Raw genomic sequence first — 14,822 nt, forward strand, 5'->3', positions numbered from 1 at the left:
CTTTTTCGCCACCCTAGCAGGAACTCCCGTTCTGGTGGCGAATAGCAAATATTGGACATAAAACCACCTGGGGGTTCAAAATGCTAGCCATTGTCAATTCCGTCGTCCTGGTAGGCCTGGAGGGCCAGAGTGTACGGGTAGAGGTGGATATTAGCAATGGTTTGCCTGTTTGTGAAAATGTTGGTCAAATTGTATAGAGGAAAAATCAAATATAGAACCGGCAAAGAACTGCAGGGCTTTTTAAAGAAAGTAAGAACGGAAATCTCAGTGATGATCACCATATTAAAATAAAAATTAGGTTATAATAGATTATGAAAGTATGAAGAATAGGGTGGTAAGTTATGGCCATAGAAAAAATTTATAACGTGATTAAAAGACTTCCTCCCACGGAACGGCAAACATTACGCCATCTACTAGATTTGTAACCAACCTTGTTAACCCGACCTGTCCTGGTAAAAAGAACGCGGTTATCTTGGAGCCAGCTGCCAACCCCTGGATAGCGGCACGGTTCAGGTACATAAAAAGCGGCGGCTTGCCGGCCCCTGGTACATGATCAGGTCGACGATAGATAAGTTGGGGATAAAAGTCCCGTGCCCCTGTGGATATACGGGTGGCGTAAAGGTTTGGTATTCCAGTCTCAACCCGGCGGCGGTAAAGGCGCCGGGATCATTGTAGGCTTCTGCCCCCCGGCCAGACAAATAGGTGTCTGCCCCCAGTTGCTGGCATAAAAAAATAAGGCGCTCACTTTTACCGGCTGGAGGCTCTCCCAAACTGGAAGCCAGGACCATGGGGGTGGTAATCCCAAGTATTTCAGCCAGGGTTTTGATCAGGGCCAGGTTAAAAGACAGCAGAAACTCCCAGGGCTGTTCATAAATAGGCAGGAGCATTTGGTTTAAAAAATTGTAAAACGGCGCCCGGGCATAAAAATGACGCAGGGTTTCCAGGTGACGGGGTAGATTTCTATCCGGTTCAAAGAGCCGCGTTTCGTTTATTTTCTGTTCGAACGCTCCCTTGGCGACGGGTAGGGTCAGCCAGTACGCTCCCCGGGGTGATTTGATGCGGGTACGGTTGCAAAAGTCACGCCGGGGGTACTGGACATTGTCCAGGAGAACAAAAACATCACAGTTGGCCATTTTATGGAAGAACCCCGTCGAGGGCAAATAGTTAGGTTGATGGGCAGCCACACGCATTTTGTTTTCCCCCAGAAAACTACCTTACAACTATTCTGCTTTCGATTTCACGGCATAGCCGGGAGGCGCTGCTTTCGGCTGTTTGGGGAGTTTCCCCTGCAATTATAACATAGCCGGAAGCAACCGCCGCGCTGTGAAACTCCGGTATTATATCACCCGGCTTGATAAATAAACCCATTTCAACCAGACCGGGGCAGTTAAACTGTTCTAGTGGCGGTACCTGTTGGACCGTACCCGGCGGGAGGATGATATAACGCCGGGAGGCCCCCCGGTGATACTGGGGGCTGAGATTGGGGCTGTAATCCAGGCAGAGGTCGATGGCAGCCTGGATGGGGTTAATGCCCAGGGCCAGGGGTACAAGATGAGAATTGGTATACCCGCCCCCCAGCCTGGGGGATAGTTCCAACACCCGCGGCCCCTCCCGGGACAGGCGCAATTGAACATAAACCGGACCGCCGTTAATGCCCATGGCCTGTATCGCCCCGGTAACAACCCGGTGGATTAGTTCCCCGGTATCACTGGAGATAAGAGCGGGTACAGTCGTAATAATGCTGCTGCAAAAAGGCGGCGGTGTAACCTTGCGCGACGAAATAGCGGCCATTTTTACTTCGCCGTTGATAACAAAAGCTTGAATACCAACCTCGTCACCGGGGATAAATTCTTCCAGCAACAAAGTTGGGGAATTGGAAAACCGTGCCGCCCAGTCCAGGGCTTTTTCCAGCTCAGACTCTTGCCGGACTACGCTTACCCCTAAGCTGGAATTGTTGTCGGGCGGCTTAATAACGACCGGTAGTCCAAGGGTTTTAAGGCCTTTGACGGCCTCGGCCTGGTTCCGGCAGGTAACAAATCGGGGTGACGGTACCTGGCAAGCTGCCAGTGCTTTGCGGATAGCCAGTTTGTTGGTGGCATTTTGGGCTACTTCAACCGGAATACCCGGCAGGTTAAGGGCCGCAGCTACCGCGGCTACTGTCCTGGTGGAGCGGTCAGAGCCGGCGGTCATCACGCCATCAATCCTGTAAACCCTGCCGGCGTCGATGCAGGCATCCACATCGGTGGTGCTAATAAGTAGCGGGTAGTCGGCCCATTTTAAACCTGGCGCCCCGTCATCATAGTCCACAGCGACTACCTTAATGCCCAGGGATTTAGCTATTCTAATGGCCGGTTCCTGGATACGGCCGGCTCCAACGACCATAATCGTTTTGCCCTTATAACGGACCGGATCCGGTTTTAGTGCAAACATGGTTTTTCTCCTTTATTGCTAAAATTATGACCCGCAATCTCCAGTGCTTGAAAAATAGAGAATAGTCAGGTATGGCTTATACTCCTTACTTCCGGTCCAGCGGCTGGAGGCCAGGGTCTGGATTGTTGCCGCCCGGACATTTTCATAAAGGGAACGGAGACAGAGGCCATGGTTGGCTATAGTTTTATCTATCCACTTTTTTACTAAAGCAGTTATATCCCACGAAAGCCACTTCTTATTGGCATTGCCTTCAACCGCTACTTTAGCAACCGGCTGCCCGCCATGAGCAGGTTGGTTATACCAGCTGATGGTTTCTTCCTGCCACGGTTGCAGGACCGGGTAACACTGGATAACGTCTCCTGCAGTCCCTTTCCAGTTAAGCCAGAGATACAAAATGGCTTTATCCAGCTCGGCATCTGGCGGGAAATCCCCCAGGTCGAAAAAAAGGTAAGCCCGGGAAGTCGACCACCCGGCGCCCCTGTTCCGTTCTCGTCCAATGGCTAGTACGGCGACGTTCCGGTGTGAATTGACCGGGTCACCACTAGCAACATAGGCGTCAGCGGCCGCAGGCTGGAGCAGTTTAAGGTGCAGGTTTTTACTATTTGAAGCTTTCTCTTTACCTTTGATGGAATCGAGACAAGATAATATAAAGGCCGCCCTTTTGTCATAGGTGTGTTTCGCCAGGATTTCAGCCCGGCCGTTGGCGGCAATGGCCTGGCGTTCTTCTTCATGGGCCAGGTAGTAATCTACGAGTTCCAGGGTTTCTTCCGGGGAACTGGACATCACCAGGTGCTGGCGGTGGACAAATAGCTTCTCTACCGCCGGCGTCCGGGTTGTTAACTGGAAACCGCCGCTACCCGTGATCTCAAAGGTACGTGAAGTCACCTGGGTAGTGTGCTGGCCCTGGTTTTGCAGGTTGAGGACGATTTTCGCCCTCCTGTATATCCGGAAAGTGTCGGCAAAAGAAACCGGTCCGAGATAATGGACTCTTGCTCTTTGTTTATCGGCTAACCAGGGAGCCTCTTCCCACCCTTTGCCGTATAAAACCAGGTCATAGCCCTTTTCTACCAGGGGCCGCACCAGTATCTCCATACTTTTATAGCGAAAAGAGTCGGTATTTGTCCAGATGTCGTAGCAATTGGCAACCAGAGCCAGGTCGTGGTCATACCCGGGAGCGGGCAGTCCCGGGATGGAGGCCTCAAAGCCCGGGTTGTAGCCGAATTCCAGGTGAAAAGCGGGTATACCTAGATCACGGTAATATGGAATACAATCAGCATTGATGGTAAAAACAACGTCCGGCTGGACAACCTTTACCATGCGCAAGGACCATCTTTCGAGGAAATTAATGTCTTCAGTAGCCCAGTAGGCATGTAAACAGCCAAAATCTTGGGCTAATTTTCGGATAACCTCCAACTTATCAAAGGTGTACTCATCCATCCACCCGACCGTGACTAAAAGCTTGGGATGAAATAATTCCATATACCTTGTCAGGTAATCCTTCTGAATAACCCCCACTATTTTTACCTCATGGCCGAGCTGGCGAAAACCCCAGGGCAGGCCATAAGTCCAGACAGGGTGCCCGTTAAGATAGAGAATGCGCATTGACTGTTCTTCCCTTTCTGTAGTACATAGTATGATTACAGTAGTACTCACGCCACAAGAATGTATTGGGAAGCTCCCCGGCGGGAAACTGGCTGAGGGTCAGGTGAAGGGTTTGTTGAGCCTGGTTGCCGGGATAGGGGAAGCAGGCCATGTAGAGGTGGGGATGGCGAGAGCAAAGGGAGAGGTGAGCTGCAGCCCCACCTCGGTTTCTGTAGTCCAGGGTCCTCACGCAGCGCAACAAGCGGATTTTCAGAAGCACTGAAGGGGAGGTGCCGGCGGGCAGGCCCCGGGAAGGGTGACGCAGGGAGCAGGGACGCAAAAGCCGAAACTTGGTACTAACAATTGGACCCTGGCAATACATTTGATGACCAGGCAGATTTGGAAATCACACTCAACGGTAACTTCGCCGATAGGGGTAACCGGGGTAACTTGATTGTTACCTGAATCGTCTGCTACAGAAGTAACCACGCAGTTGCAGGAAATAAGGGTGCTTTCGCTACAATCAACATCGGTACCCTCGGGGCAGCAGAGGGTGACAGTTTTGAGGAAAGTAAAAATGCGGTCGACTTTATCATCGGGATCCCCGGGGTTAGTAAGGGTTACCGGAATTGTTACCCGTAATATAAGGGTAAAAAAGCCGCCGCCAACAGCTGTTTTGCTGATAGCTTCGCATGTGATCTGTTGACCGGGCGTGAGAGAGCATGGTACCACATCGCCAACGTCAGGCGTAGGAAAGAAATCGGTAATTTTAATGGAACGGGTGTGGTCTTCTACCTGGAAGCAACTGTCGAAAACTTTGTCAACGCTGATACATTCAATCCTAGTTGCCGGTGGGCAACCCCCAGGCGGGCAGGGACCGGGACGAATTTGTTGGGTTTCTACTCCATTAGCCATACAAAATTATACCCCCCTGTATAATAGCTTGATTTGGCATCTTTGATGGCCTCAAATAGGCATTCCCTCTTATACATGATATGGTTTTTCCAGGTAAAAAGTTACGCCAAAAAACTACATACCCTTTTAATGAGTTCCCCAGGCATTTGTGGCCAGATAGGCAGGGAAAGGACTTCCCCTGCAGCTTTCTCTGCTTCCGGAAGGCTATAGCCCGGGCGGGCGTACACCGGCAGTTGGTGTAACGGCACGGGGTAGTAGATCATAGTTGCTATATCCCGTTCAGCCAAAAACTGCTTCATTTTGTTACGTTCGCCAACGGGCATCCGTATGGTGTACTGGTGATAGACATGCCTGGCATAAGGGGCCTCGTAAGGGGTCACGATGCCGGGTGCGTCTTTTAGAAGCTGGTTGTAAAGGTAGGCCACTTGCCGGCGTGCCTCGTTCCATGCGTGAATGTGGGGCAGTTTCACCCGGAGGATAGCCGCCTGGATCTCGTCTAAACGGGAGTTATAACCTATCCTTTCATGATAGTATTTTTCTTTCGCCCCATGGGCCCTGAGCAACCGGGCCGTGGCGGCAATTTCTTCGTTGTTGGTGGCAATGAGGCCGCCGTCGCCAAAGGCCCCTAAATTCTTGGAAGGGAAAAAGGAAAAGCAGCCGGCATCCCCGATGGTACCGAGCTTTTTGCCTTTATACTCCCCGCCAAAGGCCTGGGCCGCGTCTTCGATGACCTTAAGGTTATACTTTGCTGCCAGGGCCATAATGGGGTCCATGTCGGCGGTTTGACCGTAGAGGTGTACCGGCAAGATGGCTTTCGTGTCCCTGGTAATGGCTGTTTCAATGAGCCCGGCATCTAGGTTAAAGGTCCGGGGATCGATATCCACAAAGACCGGGGTAGCTCCTACCTGGCTGATGGCCTCGGCGGTGGCAAAAAAGGTAAAGGGGGTAGTGATCACTTCATGTCCTGGCTCAACCCCTGCCGCCTGCAGGGCTATCACCAGGGCATCGGTGCCGGAGTTGACGCTTATAGTATATTTAATCCCCAGGTACCGGGCTGCTTCTTCCTCGAAGGCATGGACATTGGGCCCCATAATAAACTGGCCCGATGCCAGCACTGCCTGGATAGCAGACGTAAGCTCCTCCCAGAGGGTCTTAATCTCCGGGGTAAGATCCAGCAGGGGAATTTTAACCTGACTCATCGTCCACCCCGCCTATCCTGACGATAGTTTTCTTGCCGCGTTTTGCATACCTCTTGCCGCATTCAATACAGGTGGCTCTACGGCCCTCGAAACGTAAAGGCCGGCCGCATTCGCAGGCCCAGCCGCAAAGCCTGGCAGGCACACCGGCAACCAGGGCGTAAGGCGGCACGTCCCTGGTCACCACCGCCCCTGCTGCTACGAAAGCCCATTCCCCTATAGTCACCCCGCAGATTACAGTCGCGTTGGCGCCGATGCTGGCCCCCTTTTTTACCAGGGTGGTGGCGTAGTCGTCGCTGGTGTTGCGGGGATAGGCGGCGCGGGGCGTCTTGATGTTGGTAAAGACCATACTTGGGCCCAGGAAAACGTCGTCTTCCAGGGTGACCCCTTCATACACGGAAACGTTATTCTGGATTTTAACGTTGTTGCCTATTTTTACGTTACTGGCCACAAAGACGTTCTGCCCCAGGGTGCAGTTTTCTCCTATTTCAGCCCCGGTCATTACGTGGCTGAAGTGCCAAATCCTTGTCCCTTTGCCCACCCTGGCCCCGGCATCGATGCAGGCTGATTCGTGGACAAAATAATCCTGCCGGTCCATGCCCCATCTTCCTTTAACTGTTTTTCTGCTTCTTCCAGCACGGCGATCACATCCAGGGCGCCCCTGCCGTCAGACAGGGGCGGGCGGCGGTCCGCAACCCTGTCCAGGAAATGGCGGCACTCCAGCAACAGGGGTTCCCCACCTCCCTGAAAAACGACTTCACTGCCGGCGTCTTCGCTCTGCAGGTCGGGGGTTACCCGTTTCTTGTGCAGGGTTAATCGCTGTTGCACCTCGTCGTAAACAAGCATGGCTTTAGAACCCACGATGGTAAGGAGGCGTCGCTGCTCGGGCCACAGCCACGATACATGCAGGTGGGCCGCAACACCGCGGGGGAACTTCAGGTGCAAGTAGACGTCGTCTTCAATTTCTTTTTGCAGGAAACACCGGCCGCTGGCTTTTACCTGCTGTGGTTTTTGCCCTACCAGGTAGAGGAGCACGGCGATATCGTGAACGCCGAAACTCCATAGCACGTTCTCTACCGGCCGCACCCGCCCCAGTTTGAGGCGTTCCTGGGTCAGAAAGGCCACCGGCCCGATAACCCCTGACTCGAGGTAACGTTTCAGCCACTGGACGGCCGGCTGGTAGAGCAGGAGATGCCCCACCATCAGGATGCGGTTTTTGCTTTCAGCCAGGGCAACCAGTTCTTCAGCCTCCGCCCGGGAAAGGGCTAGCGGTTTCTCCACAAATACGTCCTTTCCCGCCAGCAGGGCTTCCCGGGCCACCTGGTAATGGGTGGCCGCCGGTGTGGCAATGGCCACCGCTGCAATATCGCTGGCCAGCAGGTCCCCATAGTCTGAGTACAGGGGCAAGCCGGGATATGTGGCCGCCAGCCATTGCCGTGTTGCCGGCTTTACTTCCACTACCCCGGCAAGCCTTCCCAGGCAGTAGAAGGTGCGCACCAGGTTTTTGCCCCAGTTGCCTGCCCCGATCACACCGACCATCATAGCAGCGTTATCCTCTCCCGGTTGTTAGTAACGTAACGCGTGGCGTTGCGGGTGTCGAGAACGTGTTTGGCCTTCTCCACCACCCATTGATAATCGAGGTGGGAATGATCCGTGGTGATAATAACCAGGTCGCTGGCCCTGATTACCTCTTCGCTTAAGGGCGTCGAGGCCATATCCAGTTCACGGTCATGGATGCTTTTAACGAGCTCGTCGTGGTAGAGAACGCGCGCCCCATCTCTTAGCAAGAGGCGAATGACCTGGATAGCCGGGGATTCGCGGCTGTCGGCAACATCCTTTTTATAGGCGACCCCTAAAACCAGTACCTGTGCCCGGGAAGCCGGGATGCCCAGGTTGTTCAAAATCCTCAGGGCCTTTCGCTGCACAAATTCCGGCATTTTGCGGTTGATTTCTCCCGCCAGGGCGATAAAGTGGGTATTGAAGTTCAATTCCCTGGCTTTCCATTCCAGGTAATGGGGGTCAACGGGTATGCAATGCCCCCCCACCCCCGGACCGGGATAAAAGGGTATGATACCAAAGGGTTTGGTAAAAGCGGCATCGAGAACCTCCCAGACATTGAGTTCCATCAGGTCACAGAGCATGGCCAGCTCGTTAACCAGGGCGATGTTGACTGCCCGGAAGGTATTCTCGAAAATCTTAACCAGCTCGGCTGCCCTGGCGCTGGAAACAGGCACTACTTTTTTTACAGTTTGGCTGTAAAAGGCCAGGGCCACTTCCATGGAAGACGGTCCGATGGCTCCTATGACTTTGGAGGTATTCCTGGTGGTATACCGCTTGTTGCCGGGGTCTACCCTCTCCGGAGAATACACCAGGAAAAAATCTGTCTCGGCTTTTAACCCCGAGCTTTCCAGGATGGGCAGCATTACCTCCTCCGTAGTCCCAGGATAGGTGGTTGACTCGAGGCTTACCAGCTGGCCGCGCCTGAGCCCGGTAGCAATACCCCGCGTTACTTTCTCCACGTATTGCAGGTCGGGCGTGAGGTTCCTGGTCAATGGGGTAGGTACACAAATAACGATAACATCCAGGGCTGGCACGCAGGAAAAATCGTTAACCGCTCCTATGGCGCCGCTCTTTACCAGGGCCTGCAGTTCCTGTTCCGGCACATCGGTAATATAACTTTCACCGCGTTTCACTTTTTGCACCCGCAAGGGGTTTTCCTCGATTCCGATTACCCGGTAACCGGCCCTCGCCTTTTCCAGAGCTAAAGGGAGCCCTACATAACCAAGCCCAACAACCCCGACGACGGCGCTTTTGTCCTTTATCTTCTGCAAGAGCTGGTTTTTAGGTGCCAGCTGGAACTCCCCAGTTGTAACTGGTGCAGCAGTCATGCCCGGAGACCTCCTGGTTCCCTCTTACTTTGCCGTGCCCCTGGCCCAGGCGATGGTTTCCTGCAGCCCCCTGGTGAGGGTCCATTCAGGGAAGAATTTAAGTTCCTTTCTGGCTTTTTCCACGTTTAGCACCCGGCGGCGCACATTATCAATGGGACGCTTTTCCTCATAAAGGACTTCGCTTTTACTGCCGGTAAGTTCGATAACCTGACGCGCCAGCTCATTAATGGTTGTTTCTGTACCAGTAGCGATATTGTAAACCTGGCCGACGGCCCGGGGACATAAAGCAGCCAGCACAGTCGCCCGGCAGGCATCGGCGATAAAGGTAAAGTCCCGGGTCTGGCTGCCATCACCGTGGATTTTTAAAGGCGCGTCGTGCAGTGCCCAATTGATAAACCTGGCTACCACACCCGCATAAGGGTTCTCGGGCCTCTGGTTGTAGCCATAGACATTTGAATAGCGCACCACCGTAACCGGCAAGTCGTATTGCTCGTAAAATACCTGGGCGTAACATTCGCCGGCGTACTTGCTGGCGGAATAGAAGTTGAGAAACCGCACCCTATCTTCTTCGCATACCGGCAGATACCTCGGGTTACCGTATACGGATGCGGTCGAGGCGTAGACGACCCTGGCAACACCCGCCTGGTGCGCCGCTTCTAAGACGTTATAGGTGCCGATAATATTGCTTTCTAAATCTGCCCTTGGATTCTCCATGGAAGCTATAATGTTCACGGCCGCCAGGTGAAAGATGGTGTCCTTTCCCTGTATAAGCCTTCTGACGAGGGGTTGGTCCAACACGCTGCCGGTAACAAGCTGTACGCTAGCGGCAATTCCCTGTTCCCTTAAATTTTCCGGGCGACCTGTAAACATGTTATCGAGGACCGTGACCTCGCACCCGTAATCATTCACCAGCATCCGCACCAGATTGGAGCCTATGAACCCTGCCCCTCCAGTTACCAGAATATGCTTCATTGTTTCTACGCTCCTTTTATCTATCTAGCCCCTACTAATTGGGCAAGAACCGGTAGGGCTATTCAAACGGGTGGTCCTTGAACCACCAGCAGGGGTGGACCAGGATCTGCAGGCGCGGGTATTTACCAATATGGTTACACATACAACCTTCCCGCCAGATGCCGGAACTGTCGGAGATATACTTCATCTCCCTGGTGAAAGCGGTATCATAGGCATCATACTTGATACCAACCTGTTCCTTGGTGAAGCACTGGAAGAAATCGCGGTTATGCCCGGGGCCTGACCGGCTGTGCTCGCCATGGGCGGCCGCTGAAACGACGGTTATATTGAGGGCCGTTTCCAGCACCGCCTTTTCCCGCTGGAACACTTCCAGGGGGGCTTCGCCGTTAATGTGGCCGAAATCCACGGCTTCAAAGTGCAGGCCGATTTCATGGCCCAGGGACCGTATTTCCTGCAGGGCCCGGTAGGTGTTATACTCAAAAACGTTGTATGTTGGTGCATGCACCCTGACAAAATAGGTAGCCCGCACCCCCAGTTCCTTTTCCATCCTGGCCATGGTCAAAGCCCGGGACAGCGAACGGTCAATGTCATGCCTTAAAATAATCAAGGGTTGCGTCTCCGGGTAACTGGCAACCTCTTTAAATGGGAGCAGGGCATAGCCATGCTCCCGGGCTTTGGCTATACAAGAGCGGTAGTGCTCATAAGTCCAGGAACAGGTCATTGAAACACATATCCCCCGTGTTCTACCGTTCCCACCCCGTTGACCCTGCCGCCGCTGGAGCCGGATGGTCTTTTTACCCCGGGGCAGCAGCCCCGGAAACATGCCATCCATTTGCCTGGCATTACTTCCTGATTAGACAGCCCGTCGAGGTATGAGCGGCAACTAGAAATCACTGGTATATAATATTAGTCACCCCTCAGGGAAGTTACCGGTCGTTCCATGAACTAGTGGGTAGGCCCGGGCAAATAGTACATTCTGGCAAGTTGAAACAAATAACGGTGGAGGTACCGGCTATGCAACATCTGGGGATGTACCTACTGGCCGTTATTCCGGCGGCGCCCGGTGGAGGAGCCGGGTCCGGCAGCTATCGGGATGCCTGGGGTTGCCTCTGGTATAGGCTATCTCGGACATTGTGGCTGCCGCAAATTATTTCCGCCGCATCCCACCTCCTTTAACTCTCTTCTTTAGAAGCAGGAAAGGTGGGTTGACTTTGAAAATATTAATCACCGGCGGTACAGGCCTTTTAGGACGTTCCCTTTCTTATGTGTTACTGCCACCACATATTGACCAGAAAGTCTTGCCTATAACCACTTTACAGTCTGATTTTTTCGTGAGATAATTTCTCCTGAGTAATTTGGGGCAGGCGATAGCAAAGTGCGATCACCACATATCGGCCTTTCCGATAGTGTTCGACATAGAAAAGAATATTTCGGTGGGATACTTTTCCATACTGGTACCGGAGCTATGATTGACGTCGACAGGGAAGCCTATGCGTTAATATTACTTCTCGAAAAGATTGGCGTAGCCGACGTTAACGAGCTCGATATCATCTGGTACAACGCATAATGGCAAGCGTCTTGACCGCTCCGAGGCGATCCGGATCGTAAAAAAACTGCTTGCGCTGCAAATACTGGTCGTAATGCCGCAAGGCATCCTGAAAAAAGATTGCTCTCTTGATCAGAGTAACCGTTGTAGAATAAAGTGGCCTTCCACCCAGGATTTGAGCGCTCCGGAAACCGTGCATTGGGCGGTTACCTTTGCATGTGACGCAATTTGTCCGGACTGTTACGTTCGCCGGCATAAATATAAATTCGCCACTGAGCTCGAAACAAAAAATGCCCTGGGATTATCGACAAAATTGCCGAAGCGGGAGTTTTTCAGCTGGCCAAAGGTGGCGGGGAGCCATTTTTAAGGGCTGATCTCACTGCGCTCGTCGCCAGGGCACGGGAAAGAAATCTCGTCGTCCACCTGACGACGGGCCGGTACCAGCATGAATCCGGGGTATTCAACAGGATTGCCAAATATATCAAGTGCGCAAATTTAATTTTGTCCCGCTCGACGATTGCGAATTTGAGCGAATCGTCGAGTTGTTGTCCGCAGCAGTATTCAAGCAGGTAAGGTCCGGGAATAATTGATCGCGGGTGATTACAGGGCTTTGTATGCCGTCTGGCAGAAGTACGGAACCGGTGAAGATGATAACCCGGAGGGCGAAACCCCGCCTATACCTCAAGAAAAAAGAGCCGGTAAAAATGTTGTGGAGAAGTTTTTTAACATTTTGGAATAACCGCCCGTCAGAGGCGACCAAAGTAATCATTCTTGACTGATTAAACTACTACTGGGAAGAAACGGGATGAACCTACCTCAAGAAGACGTAGAATTGTTCTACAAACTATTCCACCATGAAAGGCAAAGCGTAAACCGGTGCAAAAGTGGGGCAATAGTTTGGGGATTCGCATCCCTTTAGCGCTGACCCAAAAAATCGGCCTTAGAGAAGGCAACCCCGTTGGTTTGCAGGTAGATGAGGACGCGATAATTATCCGCCGCAAACATTATAGCCTGGAACAATTGCTGGCCCAGGTTACACCGGATAATAATCATAGTGAAATAGATACCGGGCCCCAGGTTGGGCGGGAAGTATAGTAAACGCGATGGAAACCTATATTCCCGAACGTGGTGATATCGGCTGGCTTCAGTTTGATTCTCAGGCGGGACATTAAAACGTTGGATAAAAAGGCACCCATGCCGCTGGCGCAGCACCAGCAGAAGGATGAAAATGGCAGGGCGCGTTATTTTCAAGATGGACGAAAGGACGAAATTAAGGTGACCACAACAAAAAAGCAACCGGTTAAGGCTGCTTTTTAATACTTCGAGGACGATGTTCAATGCCAAGATGAGCTTTTAATGCATTTTGTAGTACCTGTGAAAAGTTAACTCTTTTTTCCTCAGCTATTCTATTTAACCATTGAGGGATAGTTAAGGTCTTTTTAACAGAAGTATTTTCTATCGCTTCACGATACGTAGGCATATAAACTTCAATTAAAACTGGTATTTGATTGGGTTCGAGGTGTAATTTATTAATTGGTGTGGGTTCGGGGATAGGGTCCCCATCTTGTTCCATGCTCCATAAATGCAGGGCCATAGCTTCTTTAGCATTCCTGAGAGCCTCATCTGTAGTATGAGCGCAGGGCAAACACCCTGGCAAGTCAGGGAACTCGATAGCAATACCGTCGTCGGCATACTCAAATATAGCCGGGAAAACATAATGATCTTTTTTCATTTAGCCCATCTCCTTGCTTGAAAAATTGAAAGAGGGAGTAGGAATTACTTGAGTTTAATTCCTGCTTGCTTTTCTATTCGTTTTAACGTCCCGATTGGGATATTTTTACTGGATGAGTTACCATCACCTTTCCGGGTTTTGTAGGGTGTTTAAAGTGCCAATGATCGCCGACAGTTCCTATGTAGTGCCAACCGCCTTCTTCGAGTATCTTGATTATCTCCCTGGATGAGTAGGATTTCATTCAGCTTCCCCTTACGATTATATTATAATACGTATTATGATACGTGTCTGATGACATGCCAAAAAATACTTATACAGTGGAACTACCCCGGTTGCCCAGAGCTGGTGAAGAAATTGTAAAAATTGTAGAGTCAAAAAATAGTTAGAAGGGGTGACGCTAGTATTTACATCTCCCTTATTTTTTACTTATATTTATAATAATTATGGCGCTTCCAGACATATTCTTTTAGAACCTGTTAATATCCTGACCTCCAAATAAGGTCTTTTTTCACCACCTTAGCAGGAACTCCGTTTCTTGCGGCGAATAGCAAAAGTTGGGTAGAAAACACCAGGGGGTCAGTCATGCTAGCCATTGTCAATTCCGTCGTTCTCGTGGGCCTGGAGGGGCAGGGCGTACGGGTAGAGGTCGATATTAGCAATGGGCTGCCTCTTTGTGAGATTGTTGGTCAAATTATATACATGAAAAATCAAATATAGAAGCGGAAAAGAACTGCAGGGCTTTTAAAGAAAGTAATAACGGGAATCTCATTGATGATCACCATTTAAAATAGAAATTTAGGTTATAATAGATGATGAAAGTATGAAGAATAGGGTGGTAAGTTATGGCTATAGAAAAAATTTATAACGCGATTAAAAGGCTCCCTCCCGCGGAAAGGGAAAAATTACGCCATCTACTAGATAACGAGGATTCTAACAATGAAAACACGAAAGCATTTGAAAGAGCAGCAGGTTCCTGGACCGACTTCGATGCTGACGGATTTATAGAAGAAATTTACCATCGCCGTAATAGCGCTGGCAGGACAGGTCCAGAAGAATGGTGATGGAAAAATACCTGGTCGATACAGATTGGGCGATTTTTTATCTCCGGGGTAAGGAACCATTCGTAACGACTTTAAAAGAGTACAGGCAAAAAGGACTGGCCATAAGTGTAGTTACCATCGCTGAATTGTATGAAGGGGTTTTTAGAAGTGCGAAGCCAGAGGAAAAAGAAAGTTCATTGCGCGATTTTCTGAAGGGCATTTCCATAATAAATGTTTCCCCGCCTATAGCACGCCTCTTCGGTCAACGAAGAGCGGAATTGCATAAACAGGGGTTATCAGCGATTTTGACTTATTAATAGGTTGTACGGCAATATATTACAACCTTACGATATTGACTAATAACAAGAGGCATTATGAAAAGATACCTGGGATAACGGAAATAATGACTCTTTGAATAATAGATGCCACATTATTCCAGCGGGCGTTTGCTTTCTTATTATCCCCGCCCGGCGTTTTTCTTTTAAACGGTAGCTGTCTCTGCGAATGTTGATTACCATGGAA

General features: G+C 51.0%; 19 protein-coding genes. 7 read left to right on the plus strand and 12 right to left on the minus strand.

Translation table 11 applies throughout. From position 1 onward, the window contains the following. Positions 1 to 509 precede the first annotated feature (509 nt). The 3 genes from NWF31_RS14190 to NWF31_RS14200 are packed head-to-tail and all read right to left on the minus strand — an operon-like array spanning position 510 to position 4,032. The gene (locus NWF31_RS14190) at positions 510 to 1,190 is read right to left on the minus strand and encodes a WbqC family protein (protein WP_258361160.1); all 681 of its coding nucleotides are present in this window, start codon (positions 1,188 to 1,190) and stop codon (positions 510 to 512) included. A gap of 19 nt (positions 1,191 to 1,209) precedes the next feature. Further along, entirely contained in the window at positions 1,210 to 2,430 is a 1,221-nt protein-coding gene (locus tag NWF31_RS14195; protein ID WP_258361161.1) for an ATP-grasp domain-containing protein, read from the minus strand. A 24-nt stretch (positions 2,431 to 2,454) separates the two neighbouring features. Further along, positions 2,455 to 4,032, minus strand: a complete 1,578-nt coding sequence (locus tag NWF31_RS14200; RefSeq protein ID WP_258361162.1) for a glycosyltransferase family protein — start codon at positions 4,030 to 4,032, stop codon at positions 2,455 to 2,457. Positions 4,033 to 4,063: 31 nt separating this feature from the next. On the opposite strand from NWF31_RS14200, the gene NWF31_RS14205 reads away from it, so the two are divergent. After that, complete coding sequence (locus NWF31_RS14205; protein WP_258361163.1) at positions 4,064 to 4,294, plus strand: hypothetical protein; 231 nt, start codon at positions 4,064 to 4,066, stop codon at positions 4,292 to 4,294. Here NWF31_RS14205 and NWF31_RS14210 read toward each other — a convergent pair. The 7 genes from NWF31_RS14210 to NWF31_RS14240 form a co-directional block, all read right to left on the minus strand. Beyond that, positions 4,282 to 4,926 carry a hypothetical protein gene (locus tag NWF31_RS14210; RefSeq protein WP_258361164.1) on the minus strand — a complete coding sequence of 215 codons (645 nt, stop codon included), beginning with the start codon at positions 4,924 to 4,926 and terminating at the stop codon, positions 4,282 to 4,284. The two genes, NWF31_RS14205 and NWF31_RS14210, sit on opposite strands and share 13 nt — an antisense overlap. Before the next feature lie 101 nt (positions 4,927 to 5,027). Next, positions 5,028 to 6,125: a DegT/DnrJ/EryC1/StrS family aminotransferase gene (locus tag NWF31_RS14215; protein WP_258361165.1), complete on the minus strand. Its 1,098-nt coding sequence runs from the start codon at positions 6,123 to 6,125 to the stop codon at positions 5,028 to 5,030. Continuing rightward, a complete protein-coding gene (locus NWF31_RS14855) occupies positions 6,112 to 6,720 on the minus strand; it encodes an acyltransferase (RefSeq protein WP_258361166.1) in 609 nt (202 codons plus the stop codon). The genes NWF31_RS14215 and NWF31_RS14855 overlap by 14 nt, the downstream gene beginning before the upstream one ends. Beyond that, positions 6,624 to 7,664, minus strand: a complete 1,041-nt coding sequence (locus NWF31_RS14225) for a Gfo/Idh/MocA family protein (protein ID WP_258361167.1) — start codon at positions 7,662 to 7,664, stop codon at positions 6,624 to 6,626. The genes NWF31_RS14855 and NWF31_RS14225 overlap by 97 nt, the downstream gene beginning before the upstream one ends. Further along, the gene (locus NWF31_RS14230; protein WP_258361168.1) at positions 7,661 to 9,010 is read right to left on the minus strand and encodes a nucleotide sugar dehydrogenase; all 1,350 of its coding nucleotides are present in this window, start codon (positions 9,008 to 9,010) and stop codon (positions 7,661 to 7,663) included. Before NWF31_RS14230 ends, NWF31_RS14225 begins: the two co-directional genes overlap by 4 nt. Before the next feature lie 24 nt (positions 9,011 to 9,034). Next, positions 9,035 to 9,982, minus strand: coding sequence for an NAD-dependent epimerase/dehydratase family protein (locus NWF31_RS14235; protein ID WP_258361169.1), 948 nt, complete (start codon positions 9,980 to 9,982; stop codon positions 9,035 to 9,037). Between the two features lie 58 nt (positions 9,983 to 10,040). Further along, on the minus strand, positions 10,041 to 10,814 hold the full coding sequence (locus NWF31_RS14240; protein WP_258361170.1) for a polysaccharide deacetylase family protein: 774 nt from the start codon (positions 10,812 to 10,814) through the stop codon (positions 10,041 to 10,043). A gap of 543 nt (positions 10,815 to 11,357) precedes the next feature. Between NWF31_RS14240 and NWF31_RS14245 the strand changes: the two genes are divergently transcribed. The 3 genes from NWF31_RS14245 to NWF31_RS14255 all read left to right on the plus strand — a co-directional run bounded on the left by NWF31_RS14245 (position 11,358) and on the right by NWF31_RS14255 (position 12,845). Then, positions 11,358 to 11,549, plus strand: coding sequence for a hypothetical protein (locus NWF31_RS14245; RefSeq protein ID WP_258361171.1), 192 nt, complete (start codon positions 11,358 to 11,360; stop codon positions 11,547 to 11,549). 855 nt (positions 11,550 to 12,404) lie between these two features. Further along, a complete protein-coding gene (locus NWF31_RS14250; RefSeq protein ID WP_258361172.1) occupies positions 12,405 to 12,623 on the plus strand; it encodes an AbrB/MazE/SpoVT family DNA-binding domain-containing protein in 219 nt (72 codons plus the stop codon). An 81-nt stretch (positions 12,624 to 12,704) separates the two neighbouring features. Continuing rightward, positions 12,705 to 12,845: a hypothetical protein gene (locus NWF31_RS14255; protein ID WP_258361173.1), complete on the plus strand. Its 141-nt coding sequence runs from the start codon at positions 12,705 to 12,707 to the stop codon at positions 12,843 to 12,845. On the opposite strand, the gene NWF31_RS14260 is transcribed toward NWF31_RS14255, so the two are convergent. Together NWF31_RS14260 and NWF31_RS15045 are read right to left on the minus strand one after the other, a co-directional pair. Next, a complete protein-coding gene (locus tag NWF31_RS14260) occupies positions 12,829 to 13,260 on the minus strand; it encodes a type II toxin-antitoxin system HicB family antitoxin (RefSeq protein WP_258361174.1) in 432 nt (143 codons plus the stop codon). The two genes, NWF31_RS14255 and NWF31_RS14260, sit on opposite strands and share 17 nt — an antisense overlap. Before the next feature lie 82 nt (positions 13,261 to 13,342). Then, positions 13,343 to 13,501, minus strand: a complete 159-nt coding sequence (locus tag NWF31_RS15045) for a type II toxin-antitoxin system HicA family toxin (RefSeq protein WP_258361175.1) — start codon at positions 13,499 to 13,501, stop codon at positions 13,343 to 13,345. Positions 13,502 to 13,842: 341 nt separating this feature from the next. Here NWF31_RS15045 and NWF31_RS14270 point away from each other — a divergent pair, with 341 nt between their 5' ends. The 3 genes from NWF31_RS14270 (at position 13,843) to NWF31_RS14280 (ending at position 14,617) form a co-directional block, all read left to right on the plus strand. After that, on the plus strand, positions 13,843 to 13,977 hold the full coding sequence (locus tag NWF31_RS14270) for a hypothetical protein (RefSeq protein ID WP_258361176.1): 135 nt from the start codon (positions 13,843 to 13,845) through the stop codon (positions 13,975 to 13,977). A gap of 125 nt (positions 13,978 to 14,102) precedes the next feature. Continuing rightward, the gene (locus tag NWF31_RS14275) at positions 14,103 to 14,321 is read left to right on the plus strand and encodes a hypothetical protein (protein ID WP_258361177.1); all 219 of its coding nucleotides are present in this window, start codon (positions 14,103 to 14,105) and stop codon (positions 14,319 to 14,321) included. After that, positions 14,321 to 14,617, plus strand: coding sequence for a type II toxin-antitoxin system VapC family toxin (locus NWF31_RS14280; protein ID WP_258361178.1), 297 nt, complete (start codon positions 14,321 to 14,323; stop codon positions 14,615 to 14,617). Before NWF31_RS14275 ends, NWF31_RS14280 begins: the two co-directional genes overlap by 1 nt. Positions 14,618 to 14,822 lie beyond the last annotated feature (205 nt).

Origin of the sequence: Neomoorella sulfitireducens, assembly GCF_024733845.1 — a bacterium.
GTDB classification, from domain to species: Bacteria; Bacillota; DSM-521; order Neomoorellales; family Neomoorellaceae; genus Neomoorella; species Neomoorella sulfitireducens.